This window comes from Enterococcus saigonensis, assembly GCF_011397115.1.
Lineage (GTDB): Bacteria > Bacillota > Bacilli > Lactobacillales > Enterococcaceae > Enterococcus_C > Enterococcus_C saigonensis.
In genome coordinates this window covers 1-25275 of record NZ_AP022824.1, presented here as the reverse complement: position 1 = coordinate 25275, position 25275 = coordinate 1, and the positions used below count along the sequence as shown (strand labels likewise).

20 protein-coding genes and 4 pseudogenes are annotated in these 25275 nt (G+C 31.4%); 15 read left to right on the top strand and 9 right to left on the bottom strand.

The window, feature by feature from the left end; all coding sequences use genetic code 11:
- The first annotated feature begins 114 nt into the window (after positions 1 to 114).
- The gene (locus tag EsVE80_RS13750) at positions 115 to 393 is read left to right on the top strand and encodes a hypothetical protein (protein ID WP_232061374.1); all 279 of its coding nucleotides are present in this window, start codon (positions 115 to 117) and stop codon (positions 391 to 393) included.
- 9 nt (positions 394 to 402) lie between these two features.
- Here EsVE80_RS13750 and EsVE80_RS13745 read toward each other — a convergent pair.
- Together EsVE80_RS13745 and EsVE80_RS13740 are read right to left on the bottom strand one after the other, a co-directional pair.
- Positions 403 to 486: pseudogene (locus EsVE80_RS13745) on the bottom strand (type II toxin-antitoxin system Phd/YefM family antitoxin); the annotation flags it as partial.
- 110 nt (positions 487 to 596) lie between these two features.
- Positions 597 to 1229, bottom strand: a complete 633-nt coding sequence (locus tag EsVE80_RS13740) for a pentapeptide repeat-containing protein (protein WP_118251267.1) — start codon at positions 1227 to 1229, stop codon at positions 597 to 599.
- Positions 1230 to 1825: 596 nt separating this feature from the next.
- On the opposite strand from EsVE80_RS13740, the gene EsVE80_RS13735 reads away from it, so the two are divergent.
- Both EsVE80_RS13735 and tet (EsVE80_RS13730) read left to right on the top strand, forming a co-directional pair.
- Positions 1826 to 3685, top strand: coding sequence for a GTP-binding protein (locus tag EsVE80_RS13735; RefSeq protein WP_117974227.1), 1860 nt, complete (start codon positions 1826 to 1828; stop codon positions 3683 to 3685).
- Positions 3686 to 3689: 4 nt separating this feature from the next.
- Positions 3690 to 5063 (top strand): Tet(L)/Tet(K)/Tet(45) family tetracycline efflux MFS transporter, encoded by a 1374-nt coding sequence (gene tet / locus EsVE80_RS13730; protein ID WP_117974230.1) that lies wholly within the window; start codon positions 3690 to 3692, stop codon positions 5061 to 5063.
- Between the two features lie 804 nt (positions 5064 to 5867).
- Here the strand turns inward: tet (EsVE80_RS13730) and EsVE80_RS13725 are convergent.
- Complete coding sequence (locus tag EsVE80_RS13725) at positions 5868 to 6131, bottom strand: epsilon-antitoxin (RefSeq protein WP_002336758.1); 264 nt, start codon at positions 6129 to 6131, stop codon at positions 5868 to 5870.
- Between the two features lie 868 nt (positions 6132 to 6999).
- Here EsVE80_RS13725 and EsVE80_RS13720 point away from each other — a divergent pair.
- Positions 7000 to 8199 carry a RepB family plasmid replication initiator protein gene (locus tag EsVE80_RS13720; protein WP_040145014.1) on the top strand — a complete coding sequence of 400 codons (1200 nt, stop codon included), beginning with the start codon at positions 7000 to 7002 and terminating at the stop codon, positions 8197 to 8199.
- On the top strand, positions 8192 to 8833 hold the full coding sequence (locus tag EsVE80_RS13715) for a hypothetical protein (protein WP_015065195.1): 642 nt from the start codon (positions 8192 to 8194) through the stop codon (positions 8831 to 8833). The genes EsVE80_RS13720 and EsVE80_RS13715 overlap by 8 nt, the downstream gene beginning before the upstream one ends.
- 9 nt (positions 8834 to 8842) lie before the next feature.
- Here EsVE80_RS13715 and EsVE80_RS13710 read toward each other — a convergent pair.
- Positions 8843 to 8926: pseudogene (locus EsVE80_RS13710) on the bottom strand (type II toxin-antitoxin system Phd/YefM family antitoxin); the annotation flags it as partial.
- Positions 8927 to 9036: 110 nt separating this feature from the next.
- Positions 9037 to 9669 carry a pentapeptide repeat-containing protein gene (locus EsVE80_RS13705; RefSeq protein WP_118251267.1) on the bottom strand — a complete coding sequence of 211 codons (633 nt, stop codon included), beginning with the start codon at positions 9667 to 9669 and terminating at the stop codon, positions 9037 to 9039.
- Between the two features lie 596 nt (positions 9670 to 10265).
- Between EsVE80_RS13705 and EsVE80_RS13700 the strand changes: the two genes are divergently transcribed.
- Together EsVE80_RS13700 and tet (EsVE80_RS13695) are read left to right on the top strand one after the other, a co-directional pair.
- Positions 10266 to 12125, top strand: a complete 1860-nt coding sequence (locus tag EsVE80_RS13700) for a GTP-binding protein (protein ID WP_117974227.1) — start codon at positions 10266 to 10268, stop codon at positions 12123 to 12125.
- A 4-nt stretch (positions 12126 to 12129) separates the two neighbouring features.
- The gene (gene tet / locus EsVE80_RS13695; RefSeq protein WP_117974230.1) at positions 12130 to 13503 is read left to right on the top strand and encodes a Tet(L)/Tet(K)/Tet(45) family tetracycline efflux MFS transporter; all 1374 of its coding nucleotides are present in this window, start codon (positions 12130 to 12132) and stop codon (positions 13501 to 13503) included.
- Between the two features lie 804 nt (positions 13504 to 14307).
- On the opposite strand, the gene EsVE80_RS13690 is transcribed toward tet (EsVE80_RS13695), so the two are convergent.
- A complete protein-coding gene (locus EsVE80_RS13690; RefSeq protein WP_002336758.1) occupies positions 14308 to 14571 on the bottom strand; it encodes an epsilon-antitoxin in 264 nt (87 codons plus the stop codon).
- Positions 14572 to 15439: 868 nt separating this feature from the next.
- Here EsVE80_RS13690 and EsVE80_RS13685 point away from each other — a divergent pair.
- Together EsVE80_RS13685 and EsVE80_RS13680 are read left to right on the top strand one after the other, a co-directional pair.
- The gene (locus tag EsVE80_RS13685; protein ID WP_040145014.1) at positions 15440 to 16639 is read left to right on the top strand and encodes a RepB family plasmid replication initiator protein; all 1200 of its coding nucleotides are present in this window, start codon (positions 15440 to 15442) and stop codon (positions 16637 to 16639) included.
- Positions 16632 to 17273 (top strand): hypothetical protein, encoded by a 642-nt coding sequence (locus EsVE80_RS13680; protein ID WP_015065195.1) that lies wholly within the window; start codon positions 16632 to 16634, stop codon positions 17271 to 17273. Before EsVE80_RS13685 ends, EsVE80_RS13680 begins: the two co-directional genes overlap by 8 nt.
- 9 nt (positions 17274 to 17282) lie before the next feature.
- Here EsVE80_RS13680 and EsVE80_RS13675 read toward each other — a convergent pair.
- Both EsVE80_RS13675 and EsVE80_RS13670 read right to left on the bottom strand, forming a co-directional pair.
- Positions 17283 to 17366 (bottom strand): annotated as a pseudogene (locus EsVE80_RS13675) (type II toxin-antitoxin system Phd/YefM family antitoxin); the annotation flags it as partial.
- 110 nt (positions 17367 to 17476) lie between these two features.
- The gene (locus EsVE80_RS13670) at positions 17477 to 18109 is read right to left on the bottom strand and encodes a pentapeptide repeat-containing protein (RefSeq protein WP_118251267.1); all 633 of its coding nucleotides are present in this window, start codon (positions 18107 to 18109) and stop codon (positions 17477 to 17479) included.
- 596 nt (positions 18110 to 18705) lie between these two features.
- Between EsVE80_RS13670 and EsVE80_RS13665 the strand changes: the two genes are divergently transcribed.
- Positions 18706 to 20565 (top strand): GTP-binding protein, encoded by a 1860-nt coding sequence (locus EsVE80_RS13665; protein WP_117974227.1) that lies wholly within the window; start codon positions 18706 to 18708, stop codon positions 20563 to 20565.
- Between the two features lie 4 nt (positions 20566 to 20569).
- On the top strand, positions 20570 to 21943 hold the full coding sequence (tet, locus tag EsVE80_RS13660) for a Tet(L)/Tet(K)/Tet(45) family tetracycline efflux MFS transporter (protein ID WP_117974230.1): 1374 nt from the start codon (positions 20570 to 20572) through the stop codon (positions 21941 to 21943).
- A gap of 800 nt (positions 21944 to 22743) precedes the next feature.
- Here the strand turns inward: tet (EsVE80_RS13660) and EsVE80_RS13655 are convergent.
- Entirely contained in the window at positions 22744 to 23007 is a 264-nt protein-coding gene (locus EsVE80_RS13655; protein ID WP_144339883.1) for an antitoxin epsilon, read from the bottom strand.
- Positions 23008 to 24257: 1250 nt separating this feature from the next.
- Here EsVE80_RS13655 and EsVE80_RS13975 point away from each other — a divergent pair.
- The 4 genes and pseudogenes from EsVE80_RS13975 to EsVE80_RS14100 form a co-directional block, all read left to right on the top strand.
- Positions 24258 to 24464: a replication initiation protein gene (locus tag EsVE80_RS13975; RefSeq protein WP_332107362.1), complete on the top strand. Its 207-nt coding sequence runs from the start codon at positions 24258 to 24260 to the stop codon at positions 24462 to 24464.
- A 12-nt stretch (positions 24465 to 24476) separates the two neighbouring features.
- Complete coding sequence (locus EsVE80_RS14105) at positions 24477 to 24554, top strand: hypothetical protein (RefSeq protein WP_408639883.1); 78 nt, start codon at positions 24477 to 24479, stop codon at positions 24552 to 24554.
- Positions 24555 to 24708: 154 nt separating this feature from the next.
- Positions 24709 to 24969 carry a hypothetical protein gene (locus EsVE80_RS13970; protein ID WP_232061379.1) on the top strand — a complete coding sequence of 87 codons (261 nt, stop codon included), beginning with the start codon at positions 24709 to 24711 and terminating at the stop codon, positions 24967 to 24969.
- A 56-nt stretch (positions 24970 to 25025) separates the two neighbouring features.
- A pseudogene (locus tag EsVE80_RS14100) lies at positions 25026 to 25274 on the top strand (hypothetical protein); the annotation flags it as partial.
- Position 25275 lies beyond the last annotated feature (1 nt).

Sequence of the window (25275 nt, the reverse complement as noted above, 5' to 3'; positions counted from 1 at the left end):
ATTGAAGGTGTTGAATTAAATAGTTCATTAAATGATTATTTAAACAGTCTTAAACACCAAATTGAATACCTTGAATCTCAAAATATAAATAAAGATGAACAAATAAAAAGCTTGGTGGAATCGCAAAAGCAAACTCAAAAGCTCTTAGACCAACAGCAACGTCTAGCCTTGCAAGATAAAAAATTGCTAGAAGAATACAAGTCGGAGAATGATAGTTTAAAAGCTCTTAAAATGCCCTCAAAGGATATAAAAAAGGAGAAGGTAGATAATCAACCTCAAGAGGAAATAGAAAATCTTAGAAATGAGCACACCATCTTTCAGGAACAATTAAAGGAGAAAGTAATGATAGAGAAAAAAGAAGCATCAAAAAAATGGTGGCAATTATGGAAATGAGACTCAATAAATGATTGGATCCGCGTCTTCGTTTACTTGTTTCATATAACTTCTCAAATTTTGTCTAAAATTAGAATAAGCAACTGCTTCCATTTTTATCACCCCAATTATCTTTAAAAGTTGTACTATTTATTGTACAACTTTTAAAGATAATTTTTTGACTTAACATAAATCGCGTTATACTTAGTCTAAAGAGTAGTTTGCTACTTTATTTTAACTTTCAGAAGGTCTCTTGCTAATATTAGTGCTTGGTGTTCATTTACGATACTACCAGAAATTGTTTCAATACTTAATGGTAAATGAGTAAAATGACAAGTGCTGATGTCTACTTTTTTTAAAAGAGTTCCTGTGAGATTCATACTATCTAGTTTACAACTGTCAAATGTGGTTTTCACCATCTTTGCATCTATCAAGTCAGTATTAGTTAGATTACAATCGGAGAAAGAAACTTCTTTGAAATTAGCACTTGATAAATTAACCATTTCCATGTTATTTTCTAAAAATAAATTTGTATTTATATAGGCTTCGGAAATATCTAAGCCTAACATTTTACAATTGATAAATTCACATTTGTACAATACCGATTCTGATAAGACTGTATTTGAAAAATCACAATTTTTAAATATACAGTTAGTAAATTCAGCTTTAACAAAATTATTTCCACTTAATTCACAGTGTTCGATTATACTATCTTCAATAAATAATTTTTCAATACATTGATCACTTATTATCTCATTTTCTATCAAGGCATTTTCTAAAAAAAAATCCTCAAAGTCATAAATATCGAAAAAACTCATTTTTTTTAAATTAATACTATCAATTTTAACTATAGACATTTTTAATCACTCCCATTAGAAATATTAAATATGCTTTAGTATATCAACTTAAATATTCCTTGTATTAAATTAAAATGAGTAGTTTAAAGGCTATTTATGCAAGGAATAGTTAAAAAAAAAATTTGAAAACCTCTCAATCATCGAGTGATAACCTAAAATAGTTTAATTCTAATTGAATTTTTATAATTGAATAAAAATATTATGTCGAATGAACTATTTTCAGTTATCTAATCTATTGCTTAACATAATCCCTATTATTAATAGCAAAAAAGCCCTCAGAATCGATCTGAGGGCTTAAATATTATATAGGGTTAACATAAGCGACGTTATAATTAACTAAAAAAATTGTTTTTTTAATTTTTATAATTTATACTAACTTAAGATAAATAAATCAAATAAAAATAAGTGAGTGATCTTCATATGCTTCGGAGTATTTCTAAATAGCACATTTTAATATAGCTGAAAAACAAAGGCTTATTTGGTGTGCTCTTAAAGAAATACTCTCGAACTATAATTAGAAGGTCGTGAACAATAGACTTCTATGGTATTTGCGATGAGTATTTTTGCGAACATAAATCCATAGAAGTCTTTTTTTGATGAAAAAAATTATTAATGTAGGAATTGTCGCTCATGTAGACGCTGGAAAAACATCTTTAACAGAAAGTTTGTATAGTAGAACCCATGAAAATTATAAGCAAGGAAGTATTAAGAAGGGTGATACTATTACTGATACCCTTGATTTAGAGAAAGAAAGAGGCATTACAATAAAAACAGCTTCTGTTTCTTTAGAGTGGTGTCAAACAAAAATAAATTTGGTTGATATGCCTGGACATATTGAATTTTATGGTGAAGTAGTGAGGTCACTAAACGTTATTGATATAGCTGTTTTAGTCGTTTCAAGTTTAGGAGAACTCCCAACTCAAACAAGAAGGATTTTTGATACATTACAAGAAGCCAAGATACCGACTATCTTTTTCTTAAATAAAATAGATATAGAAACAGCAAGACCAGAATATCTGATTTCTGAAATCAAGAATAAATTGACGAGTCATCTTGTTCTAGTAGAATCCTTGTTTAGTCAAGAAAGTAGAGATACTTTAATCGAAAACAGTCCTTATCTACTTGAAAAGTTTATGAATGATGTATTAATAAGTGAAATAGAGCTAAAAAATGAGTTGAACCAACGAACTTTAATGAATGAAAGTTATCCTTTAATTTTAGGTTCGGCTGTGACAGGAGAAGGGATAGATACTTTATTAAATTTATTAGGTAGCTTTGATTTAGTTGATAAAAGTAAGGATAATTTATCTGCATATTTATATAAAATTACTTTTATGAATGGTCAAAAACAAGCTTATTTTAGATTACTATCCGGTGAAATAAGTAAGAACCAAACTTATTTGTTAAATAATCAAGAAGAAAAGAAGCTACCACGTTTTTTAGTATTACAAGACAACCAATTTGTAGAAGCAAATAGTATTCAAACAGGAGATATTTTTATGTTTCCAAAATGTAAAGAATTAAAGATTCAAGATTTCTTAGGAGAACCTTTAACTAATGAGCTATCTTTACCTAGCCCAAGTTTAAAAATCACTTTCCAAGTTGGGGAAGAAGAGAGAATGACGTTACTAGACTTATTAACTGAATTATCAGAAGAAGATCCATTACTTGATTTCTCAATTGATAAAGAAACTTCAGAAATCTCAATGAAAATTTTTGGTCGAGTTCAACGAGAATACTTAGAAGAAACTATACGCAGACGTTACTCTTTTAAGACGCTTAAATTATCATTACCAACAATTGTTTATAAAGAAATTATAGAAGAAATAGGAATAGGCACAATTGATGTAGATGAATCACTTAATCCCTATTGGGCAACGATGACCTTGAAAGTTGAACCGAGTAACCTATCAGGCATTCAATTTGATAGTTTAGTGACAACAGGTTATCTGAAACAGTCATTTCAAAATGCTATTAAAGATAGTGTGTTTAGTTCAACTAAAACAGGTCTTTATGATTTTGAATTAACCAATGTAAAAGTAACGTTGACAGATGCTGAATTTTTTAGTCCAGTCAGTACACCATCTGAATTTAGAAAGTTAACACCATATGCATTGTATAAAGCATTGTTAAATTCTAAAACAGTCATTGTAGAACCAGTAGTAGAGATAGATGTATCTGCAAATAAAGATTATTTAGGGAAGGCTATTAGTGAACTCGGAAAATTAGAGGGAAATGTCTTAAATGTATCAGAGGTAGAAGATGAATTTAATTTAATTGCAAAGTTACCTCAATCTTTATTTTTAATATTTGAAGAAAAGAGTAATGAACTATTTAATGGACAAGCCTATATAAAAAATAAAATTGTATCTTATCAAGAAGTGGTAGATAAAAGTTTATATCAACAAGGAAAAGTTGATAGGATAAAATCTTTATTAATTAAAGGGAAAGAGTGAAGAAATGAATTCTAATTCGTCAAACCATAAATCACAATACAACAAATTATTACTTTGGCTTTGCTTTTTATCTTTCTTTAGTGTACTAAATGAAATGGTTCTAAATGTATCTTTTCCTGATGTAGCGAATTACTTTGGAAAAGCTCCTGCAAGTATAAATTGGATTAATACATCGTTCATGTTAAGTTTTTCTGTAGGAACAGCCATATATGGCAAAGTTTCTGATTATGTTGGTATTAAGAAACTGTTATTAACAGGAATTTTATTAAATTGTATAGGTTCAATTATGGGTTTTATAGGTCATACATCATTTCCTGTATTATTATTATCACGATTCATTCAAGGTACAGGAGCTGCAGCTTTTCCTGCGTTAATTATGGTGGTTGTTGCTAAATATATTCCAAGGGAGAGCCAGGGAAAGGCTTTTGGACTTATTGGTTCCATTGTTGCAATGGGTGAAGCTCTAGGTCCATCTATCGGTGGAATGATAGCTGAATATATTCATTGGTCTTATCTATTGATATTACCTTTAGGAACTTTAATATCAGTTCCTTTTCTTATCAAAATGCTTGATCATGAACCGATTAAAAAGGGAAGTTTTGATTTTATAGGATTAGTATTAATGTCGTTAAGCATAGTAACTTTTATGGTGTTTACCACATCATATAAATTATATTTCTTAGGAATAAGTTTCGTTATTTTCATTATTTTTATTAAGCACATAAAAAAAGTGGATGAGCCGTTTATTGAGCCTAAATTAGGTGAAAACCGATCTTTTATGGTTGGTATTGTTTGTGGAGGTCTTTTTTTTGGAACGGTGGCAGGATTTATTTCAATGGTTCCTTATATGATGAGAGATTTATATCAGTTAAGTACACTTGCCATTGGTAACGGGATTATCTTTCCAGGAGCTGTTAGTGTCATTATTTTTGGTTACTTTGGTGGAATACTAGTAGATAAAAAAGGACCAATATTCGTGTTAACTATAGGAGCTATGTTGTTATCAATTAGTTTTCTATTGGCTGCACTGTTTGTTGAAACGACACCTTTTTTAATTACTATATTAATTATTTTTATATTTGGAGGTCTGTCCTTTACAAAAACGGTTATATCTACAATTGTTTCAAGTAGTTTAACTACAAAAGAAAGTGGTTCAGGAATGAGTTTACTTAATTTTACAAGTTTCTTATCTGAAGGACTAGGAATCGCAGTTGTAGGAGGATTACTGTCTGTAGACATACTAAATAAAAAAATTATTCCTATAAATGTTTCTTCTCAATCATATTTATATAGCAATATGTTACTTATTTTTTCTATAATAATTATTTTTAGTTGGTTAATTACTATCAAAGTGTACTCTGAGCCAAAAATAAAATAGTTATTTAACCTCTTAGTTACCATAATCTCTTTTAAACGAAGTAGCCCCTGGATCAACCATTCCAGGGGCTTTCTTTGTGAATCGCAATTGGTCTACCTCTTTTCAACCCGAAAAAGATTGATGTAACAGCCGTCTTTTTCTTAAAAACTTTGTGAAAGTTCCCTTTCAATTCTGAATGAACTTGTTATTTTATTCGGAATTTTTAGCCAATTAATGATCTTCTATTTCTTCATTTTTACGATCGGGCTGCGAAAATATTTCTAGAAGTGTATGGATCAAAAACAGTCCGATTTGGTGTGTTAGGGTCGTTCGCTTTATTTGAAAGGGTGGATCTAATTGATCCTGAATAACTTGCCTTATCCAACTCGTAAAGTAAAAACCCGTTTAGGAAGCTGGCTTGCCACAAAATACAAAACTAGGTAAAAAAATTACTAGCAATAAAAGAAACTAGTTCAACAAGATTTTAACATGAGTAAAGCGAATTTTAACCAACACGCTTGACGAAAAAAGAGTACACGTCACGCAAGTGATCTGTCCTCTTTTTTAGCACGATAGACACCAAAAAATTTTGGTGAGTGTAAGTGCGCCCTTAGCACAACGTAGAAAAAATTCGCTAGATTTTTTTACTGCGTATAAGTGCGCCCTTAGTAAAAATCGCTAAGGGAATAGTTGTCAGATTAACTTTGTAGAAATGAACCCCTTAGTTTTAAGGGCGCACTTATACCCCTAAATTTTATTTAGTGGTAATTGTGCTATAAAACTTAATTTACATTTCGTTTTATCGTCAAGCGTGTTTGTTAAAACTCACGCTGTTCGTGTGATGTTATCGGCATATTTTTTTATCGTTCGTAAATAGTCGTGATAGGCTTCTAATTCTTCTAAAGATAATTCAAATAAATTAATTTGGTTCATGTTTGATAATTGTTTTAATAAATTTACTTGTAGGTTTGTCGAATCACTTTTATCGAGTTCATTATTTAAAACATAGTTCAACATTTTTGAGTGAATCGCTGATTGAAATTCATTGATTATCTCAATTTCAAATGTTTTTCTGTAATCTAAGGTCATGTTGTTTGCTCCTTTCTGGTTTCGCTTTGCTCAACTAAACATTTACTTTTAATTAAACAGACTTCGCTAGTTTAATCAAAAGTAAACGTGCGGGTAAAAAACAATTTTCTCAAAAAACGTCATAAAATTCGTTTTAAGGCGTTTTTCATATTAAACGTCTATTTATTCAAATGTAAGATTAAAACGCCTTAGAAACGATTTTAAGTGGGTTTAAAGTGGGTTTAAATTGATTTTAAATGAACTGTTTTGTTTGGAATTAAAAAACAATTATTCATGTAGGTTTTTAATTCAAGGGTCGTTAGGGCTTGCCCTGACCGCCTGTAAGGCGTTTGATTGCCAGATAGGCGTATTTATCTAGTCAAACAATTAAAACAGCGTATACGAGCAATTAGAGCCAATCAAGAAAATCCCTAAAAGAGGGTTTGCTCTTTTCTTTTCGCAAGTGAACGAAGTGAACGCTGCAAGTACAATGTGAGCGTGTTTTTCGCTCACTCCTTTTTGCATTTATTACTGTACGATTTTGATCTTTTAGATTTTTTAACCGAAGTGAACGAGAGGGCGAAGCCTTTTTAATTTATCTTATATATTTTAAATCTTTTAAATCTTTTAAACCTTTTGCGTGCCGAAAAAGGCAGTTTTAGCAAGGGTTTGCGAGATTAAACAGAGAGAAAAAACTGTGTATACAGAGAGAAAAAACTGTGTATACAGAGAGAAAAAACTGTGTATACAGAGAGAAAAAACTGTGTATACAGAGAGAAGTTGCATTTATTTTTCTCTATATAGTGCTATAATAAGAGCATAGAGAAAATACCACTGTAAAATGTCTTTCTCTATGCCTAACCAAAACACGCAAAGGAGCGTATTTTCTATGGCCAGTATACCAGAAACGAATCATGTAAAAAAGCAGGTGATGTACATGGATGAACTGACAAAACGAAAAGTCGTGGAACACAATGACTTGATTACGAGCGTAGCAAAAATGGATAAGACCCCTCTAAAGATTTTTGAATTGGCGGTATCGTGCATTGATACGGACAATCCACCGAAAGACCATACGATTTACTTATCCAAAAAAGAATTGTTTGCTTTCTTTGATGTGTCCGACAACGACAAGCATAGTCGCTTTAAACAAGCCATTGAAAAAATGCAGAAACAAGCTTATTTTGAAGTGCGAGAGCAGACTGGAAAAGGATTTGAATTTGAAAGTATTGTGCCAATCCCTTATATCAAGTGGAATGATTATGATGATGAAGTCACGATCCGCTTTGACCAAGCGATTATGCCTTATTTGATTGACTTGAAGCAAAATTTTACCCAATATGCTATTAGTGACATTATGGAGTTAAACAGCAAGTACAGCATTGTGTTGTATAAGTGGTTATCCATGCACTATAACCAATACGAGCATTATAGTTCTAAGGGTGGGCGCAGAGAGGAGCAAGTCGAAGCCTACCGCCATCCGTCTATTTCGATGCAAGAATTACGAGCTATGACAAATACAGTCGATGAATATAAAAATATGACAGATTTTACAAAATGGATATTAAATGCACCTCTTAAAGAAATTAATCAATACACCCATTTGAATGTAGCCTATGACAAAATCAAAAAAGGACGTTCGATTGATTCGATTGTCTTTCATATCACGAAAAAATGGCAAGCAGACGATACCAGTTACAAGTTAGATGATCCATTGTACCAAGAAGAGCAGGCAAAAAAAGAACAAACCGAACAAGCTTTGTATGCGGAAGCTATGCAAAGCAACTACACACGCTTGTTGCTAGATTCCATGCTGTTAAGTCCGTATGAAATGACCGACCTTGCACTCATGTCAGGCTTACAAAAGAACGTCTATCCACGCTATGATGAACTGAAAGCCTTACGAGGACTTGAGGGCGTGAAAACGCATTTGTCGTATGTACGTGAGAAGCAAGCACCGTATTCAAAAGGAAATATGGCGAAGTATTTGAAAAAAGCGATTGAACAATACTTGCCAACTGTAAAATTACAAGACCTTGAACAACCAGAACGTGCAAATGTTCGAGGTAAAGGAGCAAGCCATGAGTGAGAATTTAAAAACAATCAAAGAGCTTGCGGATGAGTTAGGTGTTAGCAAGAATAAAATTCATTATCAAGTTTCTAAAATATCAAGCGAATATGTAGTTAGAAATAACGGAATGAAGTTATTAACTGCTATAGCAGTTAAACAGATAAAAGAAAATCTCGGTGTTGAATTAAACAGTCGTTCAAACAGCGAATTAGATACCGATAAACACCAAGAAAAAACTAATATAACAACGAATATGAATATTGAAGGTGTTGAATTAAATAGTTCATTAAATGATTATTTAAACAGTCTTAAACACCAAATTGAATACCTTGAATCTCAAAATATAAATAAAGATGAACAAATAAAAAGCTTGGTGGAATCGCAAAAGCAAACTCAAAAGCTCTTAGACCAACAGCAACGTCTAGCCTTGCAAGATAAAAAATTGCTAGAAGAATACAAGTCGGAGAATGATAGTTTAAAAGCTCTTAAAATGCCCTCAAAGGATATAAAAAAGGAGAAGGTAGATAATCAACCTCAAGAGGAAATAGAAAATCTTAGAAATGAGCACACCATCTTTCAGGAACAATTAAAGGAGAAAGTAATGATAGAGAAAAAAGAAGCATCAAAAAAATGGTGGCAATTATGGAAATGAGACTCAATAAATGATTGGATCCGCGTCTTCGTTTACTTGTTTCATATAACTTCTCAAATTTTGTCTAAAATTAGAATAAGCAACTGCTTCCATTTTTATCACCCCAATTATCTTTAAAAGTTGTACTATTTATTGTACAACTTTTAAAGATAATTTTTTGACTTAACATAAATCGCGTTATACTTAGTCTAAAGAGTAGTTTGCTACTTTATTTTAACTTTCAGAAGGTCTCTTGCTAATATTAGTGCTTGGTGTTCATTTACGATACTACCAGAAATTGTTTCAATACTTAATGGTAAATGAGTAAAATGACAAGTGCTGATGTCTACTTTTTTTAAAAGAGTTCCTGTGAGATTCATACTATCTAGTTTACAACTGTCAAATGTGGTTTTCACCATCTTTGCATCTATCAAGTCAGTATTAGTTAGATTACAATCGGAGAAAGAAACTTCTTTGAAATTAGCACTTGATAAATTAACCATTTCCATGTTATTTTCTAAAAATAAATTTGTATTTATATAGGCTTCGGAAATATCTAAGCCTAACATTTTACAATTGATAAATTCACATTTGTACAATACCGATTCTGATAAGACTGTATTTGAAAAATCACAATTTTTAAATATACAGTTAGTAAATTCAGCTTTAACAAAATTATTTCCACTTAATTCACAGTGTTCGATTATACTATCTTCAATAAATAATTTTTCAATACATTGATCACTTATTATCTCATTTTCTATCAAGGCATTTTCTAAAAAAAAATCCTCAAAGTCATAAATATCGAAAAAACTCATTTTTTTTAAATTAATACTATCAATTTTAACTATAGACATTTTTAATCACTCCCATTAGAAATATTAAATATGCTTTAGTATATCAACTTAAATATTCCTTGTATTAAATTAAAATGAGTAGTTTAAAGGCTATTTATGCAAGGAATAGTTAAAAAAAAAATTTGAAAACCTCTCAATCATCGAGTGATAACCTAAAATAGTTTAATTCTAATTGAATTTTTATAATTGAATAAAAATATTATGTCGAATGAACTATTTTCAGTTATCTAATCTATTGCTTAACATAATCCCTATTATTAATAGCAAAAAAGCCCTCAGAATCGATCTGAGGGCTTAAATATTATATAGGGTTAACATAAGCGACGTTATAATTAACTAAAAAAATTGTTTTTTTAATTTTTATAATTTATACTAACTTAAGATAAATAAATCAAATAAAAATAAGTGAGTGATCTTCATATGCTTCGGAGTATTTCTAAATAGCACATTTTAATATAGCTGAAAAACAAAGGCTTATTTGGTGTGCTCTTAAAGAAATACTCTCGAACTATAATTAGAAGGTCGTGAACAATAGACTTCTATGGTATTTGCGATGAGTATTTTTGCGAACATAAATCCATAGAAGTCTTTTTTTGATGAAAAAAATTATTAATGTAGGAATTGTCGCTCATGTAGACGCTGGAAAAACATCTTTAACAGAAAGTTTGTATAGTAGAACCCATGAAAATTATAAGCAAGGAAGTATTAAGAAGGGTGATACTATTACTGATACCCTTGATTTAGAGAAAGAAAGAGGCATTACAATAAAAACAGCTTCTGTTTCTTTAGAGTGGTGTCAAACAAAAATAAATTTGGTTGATATGCCTGGACATATTGAATTTTATGGTGAAGTAGTGAGGTCACTAAACGTTATTGATATAGCTGTTTTAGTCGTTTCAAGTTTAGGAGAACTCCCAACTCAAACAAGAAGGATTTTTGATACATTACAAGAAGCCAAGATACCGACTATCTTTTTCTTAAATAAAATAGATATAGAAACAGCAAGACCAGAATATCTGATTTCTGAAATCAAGAATAAATTGACGAGTCATCTTGTTCTAGTAGAATCCTTGTTTAGTCAAGAAAGTAGAGATACTTTAATCGAAAACAGTCCTTATCTACTTGAAAAGTTTATGAATGATGTATTAATAAGTGAAATAGAGCTAAAAAATGAGTTGAACCAACGAACTTTAATGAATGAAAGTTATCCTTTAATTTTAGGTTCGGCTGTGACAGGAGAAGGGATAGATACTTTATTAAATTTATTAGGTAGCTTTGATTTAGTTGATAAAAGTAAGGATAATTTATCTGCATATTTATATAAAATTACTTTTATGAATGGTCAAAAACAAGCTTATTTTAGATTACTATCCGGTGAAATAAGTAAGAACCAAACTTATTTGTTAAATAATCAAGAAGAAAAGAAGCTACCACGTTTTTTAGTATTACAAGACAACCAATTTGTAGAAGCAAATAGTATTCAAACAGGAGATATTTTTATGTTTCCAAAATGTAAAGAATTAAAGATTCAAGATTTCTTAGGAGAACCTTTAACTAATGAGCTATCTTTACCTAGCCCAAGTTTAAAAATCACTTTCCAAGTTGGGGAAGAAGAGAGAATGACGTTACTAGACTTATTAACTGAATTATCAGAAGAAGATCCATTACTTGATTTCTCAATTGATAAAGAAACTTCAGAAATCTCAATGAAAATTTTTGGTCGAGTTCAACGAGAATACTTAGAAGAAACTATACGCAGACGTTACTCTTTTAAGACGCTTAAATTATCATTACCAACAATTGTTTATAAAGAAATTATAGAAGAAATAGGAATAGGCACAATTGATGTAGATGAATCACTTAATCCCTATTGGGCAACGATGACCTTGAAAGTTGAACCGAGTAACCTATCAGGCATTCAATTTGATAGTTTAGTGACAACAGGTTATCTGAAACAGTCATTTCAAAATGCTATTAAAGATAGTGTGTTTAGTTCAACTAAAACAGGTCTTTATGATTTTGAATTAACCAATGTAAAAGTAACGTTGACAGATGCTGAATTTTTTAGTCCAGTCAGTACACCATCTGAATTTAGAAAGTTAACACCATATGCATTGTATAAAGCATTGTTAAATTCTAAAACAGTCATTGTAGAACCAGTAGTAGAGATAGATGTATCTGCAAATAAAGATTATTTAGGGAAGGCTATTAGTGAACTCGGAAAATTAGAGGGAAATGTCTTAAATGTATCAGAGGTAGAAGATGAATTTAATTTAATTGCAAAGTTACCTCAATCTTTATTTTTAATATTTGAAGAAAAGAGTAATGAACTATTTAATGGACAAGCCTATATAAAAAATAAAATTGTATCTTATCAAGAAGTGGTAGATAAAAGTTTATATCAACAAGGAAAAGTTGATAGGATAAAATCTTTATTAATTAAAGGGAAAGAGTGAAGAAATGAATTCTAATTCGTCAAACCATAAATCACAATACAACAAATTATTACTTTGGCTTTGCTTTTTATCTTTCTTTAGTGTACTAAATGAAATGGTTCTAAATGTATCTTTTCCTGATGTAGCGAATTACTTTGGAAAAGCTCCTGCAAGTATAAATTGGATTAATACATCGTTCATGTTAAGTTTTTCTGTAGGAACAGCCATATATGGCAAAGTTTCTGATTATGTTGGTATTAAGAAACTGTTATTAACAGGAATTTTATTAAATTGTATAGGTTCAATTATGGGTTTTATAGGTCATACATCATTTCCTGTATTATTATTATCACGATTCATTCAAGGTACAGGAGCTGCAGCTTTTCCTGCGTTAATTATGGTGGTTGTTGCTAAATATATTCCAAGGGAGAGCCAGGGAAAGGCTTTTGGACTTATTGGTTCCATTGTTGCAATGGGTGAAGCTCTAGGTCCATCTATCGGTGGAATGATAGCTGAATATATTCATTGGTCTTATCTATTGATATTACCTTTAGGAACTTTAATATCAGTTCCTTTTCTTATCAAAATGCTTGATCATGAACCGATTAAAAAGGGAAGTTTTGATTTTATAGGATTAGTATTAATGTCGTTAAGCATAGTAACTTTTATGGTGTTTACCACATCATATAAATTATATTTCTTAGGAATAAGTTTCGTTATTTTCATTATTTTTATTAAGCACATAAAAAAAGTGGATGAGCCGTTTATTGAGCCTAAATTAGGTGAAAACCGATCTTTTATGGTTGGTATTGTTTGTGGAGGTCTTTTTTTTGGAACGGTGGCAGGATTTATTTCAATGGTTCCTTATATGATGAGAGATTTATATCAGTTAAGTACACTTGCCATTGGTAACGGGATTATCTTTCCAGGAGCTGTTAGTGTCATTATTTTTGGTTACTTTGGTGGAATACTAGTAGATAAAAAAGGACCAATATTCGTGTTAACTATAGGAGCTATGTTGTTATCAATTAGTTTTCTATTGGCTGCACTGTTTGTTGAAACGACACCTTTTTTAATTACTATATTAATTATTTTTATATTTGGAGGTCTGTCCTTTACAAAAACGGTTATATCTACAATTGTTTCAAGTAGTTTAACTACAAAAGAAAGTGGTTCAGGAATGAGTTTACTTAATTTTACAAGTTTCTTATCTGAAGGACTAGGAATCGCAGTTGTAGGAGGATTACTGTCTGTAGACATACTAAATAAAAAAATTATTCCTATAAATGTTTCTTCTCAATCATATTTATATAGCAATATGTTACTTATTTTTTCTATAATAATTATTTTTAGTTGGTTAATTACTATCAAAGTGTACTCTGAGCCAAAAATAAAATAGTTATTTAACCTCTTAGTTACCATAATCTCTTTTAAACGAAGTAGCCCCTGGATCAACCATTCCAGGGGCTTTCTTTGTGAATCGCAATTGGTCTACCTCTTTTCAACCCGAAAAAGATTGATGTAACAGCCGTCTTTTTCTTAAAAACTTTGTGAAAGTTCCCTTTCAATTCTGAATGAACTTGTTATTTTATTCGGAATTTTTAGCCAATTAATGATCTTCTATTTCTTCATTTTTACGATCGGGCTGCGAAAATATTTCTAGAAGTGTATGGATCAAAAACAGTCCGATTTGGTGTGTTAGGGTCGTTCGCTTTATTTGAAAGGGTGGATCTAATTGATCCTGAATAACTTGCCTTATCCAACTCGTAAAGTAAAAACCCGTTTAGGAAGCTGGCTTGCCACAAAATACAAAACTAGGTAAAAAAATTACTAGCAATAAAAGAAACTAGTTCAACAAGATTTTAACATGAGTAAAGCGAATTTTAACCAACACGCTTGACGAAAAAAGAGTACACGTCACGCAAGTGATCTGTCCTCTTTTTTAGCACGATAGACACCAAAAAATTTTGGTGAGTGTAAGTGCGCCCTTAGCACAACGTAGAAAAAATTCGCTAGATTTTTTTACTGCGTATAAGTGCGCCCTTAGTAAAAATCGCTAAGGGAATAGTTGTCAGATTAACTTTGTAGAAATGAACCCCTTAGTTTTAAGGGCGCACTTATACCCCTAAATTTTATTTAGTGGTAATTGTGCTATAAAACTTAATTTACATTTCGTTTTATCGTCAAGCGTGTTTGTTAAAACTCACGCTGTTCGTGTGATGTTATCGGCATATTTTTTTATCGTTCGTAAATAGTCGTGATAGGCTTCTAATTCTTCTAAAGATAATTCAAATAAATTAATTTGGTTCATGTTTGATAATTGTTTTAATAAATTTACTTGTAGGTTTGTCGAATCACTTTTATCGAGTTCATTATTTAAAACATAGTTCAACATTTTTGAGTGAATCGCTGATTGAAATTCATTGATTATCTCAATTTCAAATGTTTTTCTGTAATCTAAGGTCATGTTGTTTGCTCCTTTCTGGTTTCGCTTTGCTCAACTAAACATTTACTTTTAATTAAACAGACTTCGCTAGTTTAATCAAAAGTAAACGTGCGGGTAAAAAACAATTTTCTCAAAAAACGTCATAAAATTCGTTTTAAGGCGTTTTTCATATTAAACGTCTATTTATTCAAATGTAAGATTAAAACGCCTTAGAAACGATTTTAAGTGGGTTTAAAGTGGGTTTAAATTGATTTTAAATGAACTGTTTTGTTTGGAATTAAAAAACAATTATTCATGTAGGTTTTTAATTCAAGGGTCGTTAGGGCTTGCCCTGACCGCCTGTAAGGCGTTTGATTGCCAGATAGGCGTATTTATCTAGTCAAACAATTAAAACAGCGTATACGAGCAATTAGAGCCAATCAAGAAAATCCCTAAAAGAGGGTTTGCTCTTTTCTTTTCGCAAGTGAACGAAGTGAACGCTGCAAGTACAATGTGAGCGTGTTTTTCGCTCACTCCTTTTTGCATTTATTACTGTACGATTTTGATCTTTTAGATTTTTTAACCGAAGTGAACGAGAGGGCGAAGCCTTTTTAATTTATCTTATATATTTTAAATCTTTTAAATCTTTTAAACCTTTTGCGTGCCGAAAAAGGCAGTTTTAGCAAGGGTTTGCGAGATTAAACAGAGAGAAAAAACTGTGTATACAGAGAGAAAAAACTGTGTATACAGAGAGAAAAAACTGTGTATACAGAGAGAAAAAACTGTGTATACAGAGAGAAGTTGCATTTATTTTTCTCTATATAGTGCTATAATAAGAGCATAGAGAAAATACCACTGTAAAATGTCTTTCTCTATGCCTAACCAAAACACGCAAAGGAGCGTATTTTCTATGGCCAGTATACCAGAAACGAATCATGTAAAAAAGCAGGTGATGTACATGGATGAACTGACAAAACGAAAAGTCGTGGAACACAATGACTTGATTACGAGCGTAGCAAAAATGGATAAGACCCCTCTAAAGATTTTTGAATTGGCGGTATCGTGCATTGATACGGACAATCCACCGAAAGACCATACGATTTACTTATCCAAAAAAGAATTGTTTGCTTTCTTTGATGTGTCCGACAACGACAAGCATAGTCGCTTTAAACAAGCCATTGAAAAAATGCAGAAACAAGCTTATTTTGAAGTGCGAGAGCAGACTGGAAAAGGATTTGAATTTGAAAGTATTGTGCCAATCCCTTATATCAAGTGGAATGATTATGATGATGAAGTCACGATCCGCTTTGACCAAGCGATTATGCCTTATTTGATTGACTTGAAGCAAAATTTTACCCAATATGCTATTAGTGACATTATGGAGTTAAACAGCAAGTACAGCATTGTGTTGTATAAGTGGTTATCCATGCACTATAACCAATACGAGCATTATAGTTCTAAGGGTGGGCGCAGAGAGGAGCAAGTCGAAGCCTACCGCCATCCGTCTATTTCGATGCAAGAATTACGAGCTATGACAAATACAGTCGATGAATATAAAAATATGACAGATTTTACAAAATGGATATTAAATGCACCTCTTAAAGAAATTAATCAATACACCCATTTGAATGTAGCCTATGACAAAATCAAAAAAGGACGTTCGATTGATTCGATTGTCTTTCATATCACGAAAAAATGGCAAGCAGACGATACCAGTTACAAGTTAGATGATCCATTGTACCAAGAAGAGCAGGCAAAAAAAGAACAAACCGAACAAGCTTTGTATGCGGAAGCTATGCAAAGCAACTACACACGCTTGTTGCTAGATTCCATGCTGTTAAGTCCGTATGAAATGACCGACCTTGCACTCATGTCAGGCTTACAAAAGAACGTCTATCCACGCTATGATGAACTGAAAGCCTTACGAGGACTTGAGGGCGTGAAAACGCATTTGTCGTATGTACGTGAGAAGCAAGCACCGTATTCAAAAGGAAATATGGCGAAGTATTTGAAAAAAGCGATTGAACAATACTTGCCAACTGTAAAATTACAAGACCTTGAACAACCAGAACGTGCAAATGTTCGAGGTAAAGGAGCAAGCCATGAGTGAGAATTTAAAAACAATCAAAGAGCTTGCGGATGAGTTAGGTGTTAGCAAGAATAAAATTCATTATCAAGTTTCTAAAATATCAAGCGAATATGTAGTTAGAAATAACGGAATGAAGTTATTAACTGCTATAGCAGTTAAACAGATAAAAGAAAATCTCGGTGTTGAATTAAACAGTCGTTCAAACAGCGAATTAGATACCGATAAACACCAAGAAAAAACTAATATAACAACGAATATGAATATTGAAGGTGTTGAATTAAATAGTTCATTAAATGATTATTTAAACAGTCTTAAACACCAAATTGAATACCTTGAATCTCAAAATATAAATAAAGATGAACAAATAAAAAGCTTGGTGGAATCGCAAAAGCAAACTCAAAAGCTCTTAGACCAACAGCAACGTCTAGCCTTGCAAGATAAAAAATTGCTAGAAGAATACAAGTCGGAGAATGATAGTTTAAAAGCTCTTAAAATGCCCTCAAAGGATATAAAAAAGGAGAAGGTAGATAATCAACCTCAAGAGGAAATAGAAAATCTTAGAAATGAGCACACCATCTTTCAGGAACAATTAAAGGAGAAAGTAATGATAGAGAAAAAAGAAGCATCAAAAAAATGGTGGCAATTATGGAAATGAGACTCAATAAATGATTGGATCCGCGTCTTCGTTTACTTGTTTCATATAACTTCTCAAATTTTGTCTAAAATTAGAATAAGCAACTGCTTCCATTTTTATCACCCCAATTATCTTTAAAAGTTGTACTATTTATTGTACAACTTTTAAAGATAATTTTTTGACTTAACATAAATCGCGTTATACTTAGTCTAAAGAGTAGTTTGCTACTTTATTTTAACTTTCAGAAGGTCTCTTGCTAATATTAGTGCTTGGTGTTCATTTACGATACTACCAGAAATTGTTTCAATACTTAATGGTAAATGAGTAAAATGACAAGTGCTGATGTCTACTTTTTTTAAAAGAGTTCCTGTGAGATTCATACTATCTAGTTTACAACTGTCAAATGTGGTTTTCACCATCTTTGCATCTATCAAGTCAGTATTAGTTAGATTACAATCGGAGAAAGAAACTTCTTTGAAATTAGCACTTGATAAATTAACCATTTCCATGTTATTTTCTAAAAATAAATTTGTATTTATATAGGCTTCGGAAATATCTAAGCCTAACATTTTACAATTGATAAATTCACATTTGTACAATACCGATTCTGATAAGACTGTATTTGAAAAATCACAATTTTTAAATATACAGTTAGTAAATTCAGCTTTAACAAAATTATTTCCACTTAATTCACAGTGTTCGATTATACTATCTTCAATAAATAATTTTTCAATACATTGATCACTTATTATCTCATTTTCTATCAAGGCATTTTCTAAAAAAAAATCCTCAAAGTCATAAATATCGAAAAAACTCATTTTTTTTAAATTAATACTATCAATTTTAACTATAGACATTTTTAATCACTCCCATTAGAAATATTAAATATGCTTTAGTATATCAACTTAAATATTCCTTGTATTAAATTAAAATGAGTAGTTTAAAGGCTATTTATGCAAGGAATAGTTAAAAAAAAAATTTGAAAACCTCTCAATCATCGAGTGATAACCTAAAATAGTTTAATTCTAATTGAATTTTTATAATTGAATAAAAATATTATGTCGAATGAACTATTTTCAGTTATCTAATCTATTGCTTAACATAATCCCTATTATTAATAGCAAAAAAGCCCTCAGAATCGATCTGAGGGCTTAAATATTATATAGGGTTAACATAAGCGACGTTATAATTAACTAAAAAAATTGTTTTTTTAATTTTTATAATTTATACTAACTTAAGATAAATAAATCAAATAAAAATAAGTGAGTGATCTTCATATGCTTCGGAGTATTTCTAAATAGCACATTTTAATATAGCTGAAAAACAAAGGCTTATTTGGTGTGCTCTTAAAGAAATACTCTCGAACTATAATTAGAAGGTCGTGAACAATAGACTTCTATGGTATTTGCGATGAGTATTTTTGCGAACATAAATCCATAGAAGTCTTTTTTTGATGAAAAAAATTATTAATGTAGGAATTGTCGCTCATGTAGACGCTGGAAAAACATCTTTAACAGAAAGTTTGTATAGTAGAACCCATGAAAATTATAAGCAAGGAAGTATTAAGAAGGGTGATACTATTACTGATACCCTTGATTTAGAGAAAGAAAGAGGCATTACAATAAAAACAGCTTCTGTTTCTTTAGAGTGGTGTCAAACAAAAATAAATTTGGTTGATATGCCTGGACATATTGAATTTTATGGTGAAGTAGTGAGGTCACTAAACGTTATTGATATAGCTGTTTTAGTCGTTTCAAGTTTAGGAGAACTCCCAACTCAAACAAGAAGGATTTTTGATACATTACAAGAAGCCAAGATACCGACTATCTTTTTCTTAAATAAAATAGATATAGAAACAGCAAGACCAGAATATCTGATTTCTGAAATCAAGAATAAATTGACGAGTCATCTTGTTCTAGTAGAATCCTTGTTTAGTCAAGAAAGTAGAGATACTTTAATCGAAAACAGTCCTTATCTACTTGAAAAGTTTATGAATGATGTATTAATAAGTGAAATAGAGCTAAAAAATGAGTTGAACCAACGAACTTTAATGAATGAAAGTTATCCTTTAATTTTAGGTTCGGCTGTGACAGGAGAAGGGATAGATACTTTATTAAATTTATTAGGTAGCTTTGATTTAGTTGATAAAAGTAAGGATAATTTATCTGCATATTTATATAAAATTACTTTTATGAATGGTCAAAAACAAGCTTATTTTAGATTACTATCCGGTGAAATAAGTAAGAACCAAACTTATTTGTTAAATAATCAAGAAGAAAAGAAGCTACCACGTTTTTTAGTATTACAAGACAACCAATTTGTAGAAGCAAATAGTATTCAAACAGGAGATATTTTTATGTTTCCAAAATGTAAAGAATTAAAGATTCAAGATTTCTTAGGAGAACCTTTAACTAATGAGCTATCTTTACCTAGCCCAAGTTTAAAAATCACTTTCCAAGTTGGGGAAGAAGAGAGAATGACGTTACTAGACTTATTAACTGAATTATCAGAAGAAGATCCATTACTTGATTTCTCAATTGATAAAGAAACTTCAGAAATCTCAATGAAAATTTTTGGTCGAGTTCAACGAGAATACTTAGAAGAAACTATACGCAGACGTTACTCTTTTAAGACGCTTAAATTATCATTACCAACAATTGTTTATAAAGAAATTATAGAAGAAATAGGAATAGGCACAATTGATGTAGATGAATCACTTAATCCCTATTGGGCAACGATGACCTTGAAAGTTGAACCGAGTAACCTATCAGGCATTCAATTTGATAGTTTAGTGACAACAGGTTATCTGAAACAGTCATTTCAAAATGCTATTAAAGATAGTGTGTTTAGTTCAACTAAAACAGGTCTTTATGATTTTGAATTAACCAATGTAAAAGTAACGTTGACAGATGCTGAATTTTTTAGTCCAGTCAGTACACCATCTGAATTTAGAAAGTTAACACCATATGCATTGTATAAAGCATTGTTAAATTCTAAAACAGTCATTGTAGAACCAGTAGTAGAGATAGATGTATCTGCAAATAAAGATTATTTAGGGAAGGCTATTAGTGAACTCGGAAAATTAGAGGGAAATGTCTTAAATGTATCAGAGGTAGAAGATGAATTTAATTTAATTGCAAAGTTACCTCAATCTTTATTTTTAATATTTGAAGAAAAGAGTAATGAACTATTTAATGGACAAGCCTATATAAAAAATAAAATTGTATCTTATCAAGAAGTGGTAGATAAAAGTTTATATCAACAAGGAAAAGTTGATAGGATAAAATCTTTATTAATTAAAGGGAAAGAGTGAAGAAATGAATTCTAATTCGTCAAACCATAAATCACAATACAACAAATTATTACTTTGGCTTTGCTTTTTATCTTTCTTTAGTGTACTAAATGAAATGGTTCTAAATGTATCTTTTCCTGATGTAGCGAATTACTTTGGAAAAGCTCCTGCAAGTATAAATTGGATTAATACATCGTTCATGTTAAGTTTTTCTGTAGGAACAGCCATATATGGCAAAGTTTCTGATTATGTTGGTATTAAGAAACTGTTATTAACAGGAATTTTATTAAATTGTATAGGTTCAATTATGGGTTTTATAGGTCATACATCATTTCCTGTATTATTATTATCACGATTCATTCAAGGTACAGGAGCTGCAGCTTTTCCTGCGTTAATTATGGTGGTTGTTGCTAAATATATTCCAAGGGAGAGCCAGGGAAAGGCTTTTGGACTTATTGGTTCCATTGTTGCAATGGGTGAAGCTCTAGGTCCATCTATCGGTGGAATGATAGCTGAATATATTCATTGGTCTTATCTATTGATATTACCTTTAGGAACTTTAATATCAGTTCCTTTTCTTATCAAAATGCTTGATCATGAACCGATTAAAAAGGGAAGTTTTGATTTTATAGGATTAGTATTAATGTCGTTAAGCATAGTAACTTTTATGGTGTTTACCACATCATATAAATTATATTTCTTAGGAATAAGTTTCGTTATTTTCATTATTTTTATTAAGCACATAAAAAAAGTGGATGAGCCGTTTATTGAGCCTAAATTAGGTGAAAACCGATCTTTTATGGTTGGTATTGTTTGTGGAGGTCTTTTTTTTGGAACGGTGGCAGGATTTATTTCAATGGTTCCTTATATGATGAGAGATTTATATCAGTTAAGTACACTTGCCATTGGTAACGGGATTATCTTTCCAGGAGCTGTTAGTGTCATTATTTTTGGTTACTTTGGTGGAATACTAGTAGATAAAAAAGGACCAATATTCGTGTTAACTATAGGAGCTATGTTGTTATCAATTAGTTTTCTATTGGCTGCACTGTTTGTTGAAACGACACCTTTTTTAATTACTATATTAATTATTTTTATATTTGGAGGTCTGTCCTTTACAAAAACGGTTATATCTACAATTGTTTCAAGTAGTTTAACTACAAAAGAAAGTGGTTCAGGAATGAGTTTACTTAATTTTACAAGTTTCTTATCTGAAGGACTAGGAATCGCAGTTGTAGGAGGATTACTGTCTGTAGACATACTAAATAAAAAAATTATTCCTATAAATGTTTCTTCTCAATCATATTTATATAGCAATATGTTACTTATTTTTTCTATAATAATTATTTTTAGTTGGTTAATTACTATCAAAGTGTACTCTGAGCCAAAAATAAAATAGTTATTTAACCTCTTAGTTACCATAATCTCTTTTAAACGAAGTAGCCCCTGGATCAACCATTCCAGGGGCTTTCTTTGTGAATCGCAATTGGTCTACCTCTTTTCAACCCGAAAAAGATTGATGTAACAGCCGTCTTTTTCTTAAAAACTTTGTGAAAGTTCCCTTTCAATTCTGAATGAACTTGTTATTTTATTCGGAATTTTTAGCCAATTAATGATCTTCTATTTCTTCATTTTTACGATCGGGCTGCGAAAATATTTCTAGAAGTGTATGGATCAAAAACAGTCCGATTTGGTGTGTTAGGGTCGTTCGCTTTATTTGAAAGGGTGGATCTAATTGATCCTGAATAACTTGCCTTATCCAACTCGTAAAGTAAAAACCGTTTAGGAAGCTGGCTTGCCACAAAATACAAAACTAGGTAAAAAAATTACTAGCAATAAAAAAACTAGTTCAACAAGATTTTAACATGAGTAAAGCGAATTTTAACCAACACGCTTGACGAAAAAGAGTACACGTCACGCAAGTGATCTGTCCTCTTTTTAGCACGATAGACACCAAAAAAATTTGGTGAGTGTAAGTGCGCCCTTAGCACAACGTAGAAAAAATTCGCGTAGATTTTTTTACTGCGTATAAGTGCGCCCTTAGTAAAAATCTCTAAGGGAATATTTTTCAAATTAATTTTGTAGAATCCACCCCTTATTTTTAAGGGCGCACTTATACGCAGTAACTTCGTTTCTACGTAATTGTGCGATAAAACTTAATTTACATTTCGTTTTATCGTCAAGCGTGTTTGTTAAAACTCACGTTGTTCGTGTGATGTTATCGGCATATTTTTTTATCGTTCGTAAATAGTCGTGATAGGCTTCTAATTCCTCTAAAGATAATTCAAATAAATTAATTTGGTTCATGTTTGATAATTGTTTTAATAAATTTACTTGTAGGTTTGTAGAATCGCTTTTATCGAGTTCATTATTTAAAACATAGTTCAACATTTTTGAGTGAATCGCTGATTGAAATTCATTGATTATCTCAATTTCAAATGTTTTTCTGTAATCTAATGTCATGTTGTTTGCTCCTTTCTGGTTTCGCTTTGCTCAACTAAACATTTACTTTTAATTAAACAGACTTCGCTAGTTTAATCAAAAGTAAACGTGCGAATAAAAGCAAATCATTTTTAAAAGCTCATAAAATTCCGTTTAAGGCGTTTTTCATATTAAACGTCTATTTATTCAAATGTAAGATTAAAACGCCTTAGAAACGATTTAAGTGGGTTAAAGTGGGTTTAAATTGATTTAAATGAACTGTTTTGTTTGGAATTAAAAAACAATTATTCATGTAGGTTTTTAATTCAAGGGTCGTTAGGGCTTGCCCTGACGCCTGTAAGGCGTTTGATTGCCAGATAGGCGTATTTATCTAGTCAAACAATTAAAACAGCGTATACGAGCAATTAGAGCAATCAAGAAAATCCCTAAAAGAGGTTTGCTCTTTTCTTTTCGCAAGTGAACGAAGTGAACGCTGCAAGTACAATGTGAGCGTGTTTTTCGCTCACTCCTTTTTGCATTTATTACTGTACGATTTTGATCTTTTAGATTTTTTAACCGAAGTGAACGAGAGGGCGAAGCCTTTTAATTTATCTTATATATTTTAAATCTTTAAATCTTTAAACCTTTTGCGTGCCGAAAAAGGCAGTTTTAGCAAGGTTTGCGAGATTAAACAGAGAAAAACATACAGAGAGAAAAAACTGTGTATACAGAGAGAAAAAACTGTGTATACAGAGAGAAAAACTGTGTAACAGAGAGAATTGCATTTATTTTTCTCTATATAGTGCTATAATAAGAGCATAGAGAAAATACCACTGTAAAATGTCTTTCTCTATGCCTAACCAAAACACGCAAAGAGCGTATTTTTCTATGCCAGTATACCAGAAACGAATCATGTAAAAAAGCAGGTGATGTACAGATGAACTGACAAAACGAAAAGTCGTGGAACACAATGACTTGATTACGAGCGTAGCAAAAATGGATAAGACCCTCTAAAGATTTTTGAATTGGCGGTATCGTGCATTGATACGGACAATCCACCGAAAGACCATACGATTTACTTATCCAAAAAAGAATGTTTGCTTTCTTTGATGTGTCGACAACGACAAGCATAGTCGCTTTAAACAAGCCATTGAAAAAATGCAGAAACAAGCTTATTTTGAAGTGCGAGAGCAGACTGAAAAGGATTTGAATTTGAAAGTATTGTGCCAATCCCTTATATCAAGTGGAATGATTATGATGATGAAGTCACGATCCGCTTTGACCAAGCGATTATGCCTTATTTGATTGACTTGAAGCAAAATTTTACCCAATATGCTATTAGTGACATTATGGAGTTAAACAGCAAGTACACATTGTGTTGTATAAGTGGTTATCCATGCACTATAACCAATACGAGCATTATAGTTCTAAGGGCGCAGAGAGGAGCAAGTCGAAGCCTACGCCATCCGTCTATTTCGATGCAAAATTACGAGCTATGACAAATACAGTCGATGAATAAAAATATGACAGATTTTACAAAATGGATATTAAATGCACCTCTTAAAGAAATTAATCAATACACCATTTGAATGTAGCCTATGACAAAATCAAAAAAGACGTTCGATTGATTCGATTGTCTTTCATATCACGAAAAAAATGGCAAGCAGACGATACCAGTTACAAGTTAGATGATCATTGTACAAGAAGAGCAGGCAAAAAAAGAACAAACCGAACAAGCTTTGTATGCGGAAGCTATGCAAAGCAACTACACACGCTTCTTTTGCTAGATTCCATGCTGTTAAGTCGTATGAAATGACCGACCTTGCACTCATGTCAGGCTTACAAAAGAACGTCTATCCACGCTATGATGAACTGAAAGCCTTACGAGGACTTGAGGGCGTGAAAACGCATTTGTCGTATGTACGTGAGAAGCAAGCACCGTATTCAAAAGGAAATATGGCGAAGTATTTGAAAAAGCGATTGAACAATACTTGCCAACTGTAAAATTACAAGACCTTGAACAACCAGAACGTGCAAATGTTCGAGTAAAGGAGCAAGCCATGAGTGAGAATTTAAAAACAATCAAAGAGCTTGCGGATGAGTTAGGTGTTAGCAAGAATAAAATTCATTATCAAGTTTCTAAAATATCAAGCGAATATGTAGTTAGAAATAACGGAATGAAGTTATTAACTGCTATAGCAGTTTAAACAGATAAAAGAAAAATCTCGGTGTTGAATTAAACAGTCGTTCAAACAGCGAATAGATACGATAAACACCAAGAAAAAACTAATATAACAACGAATATGAATA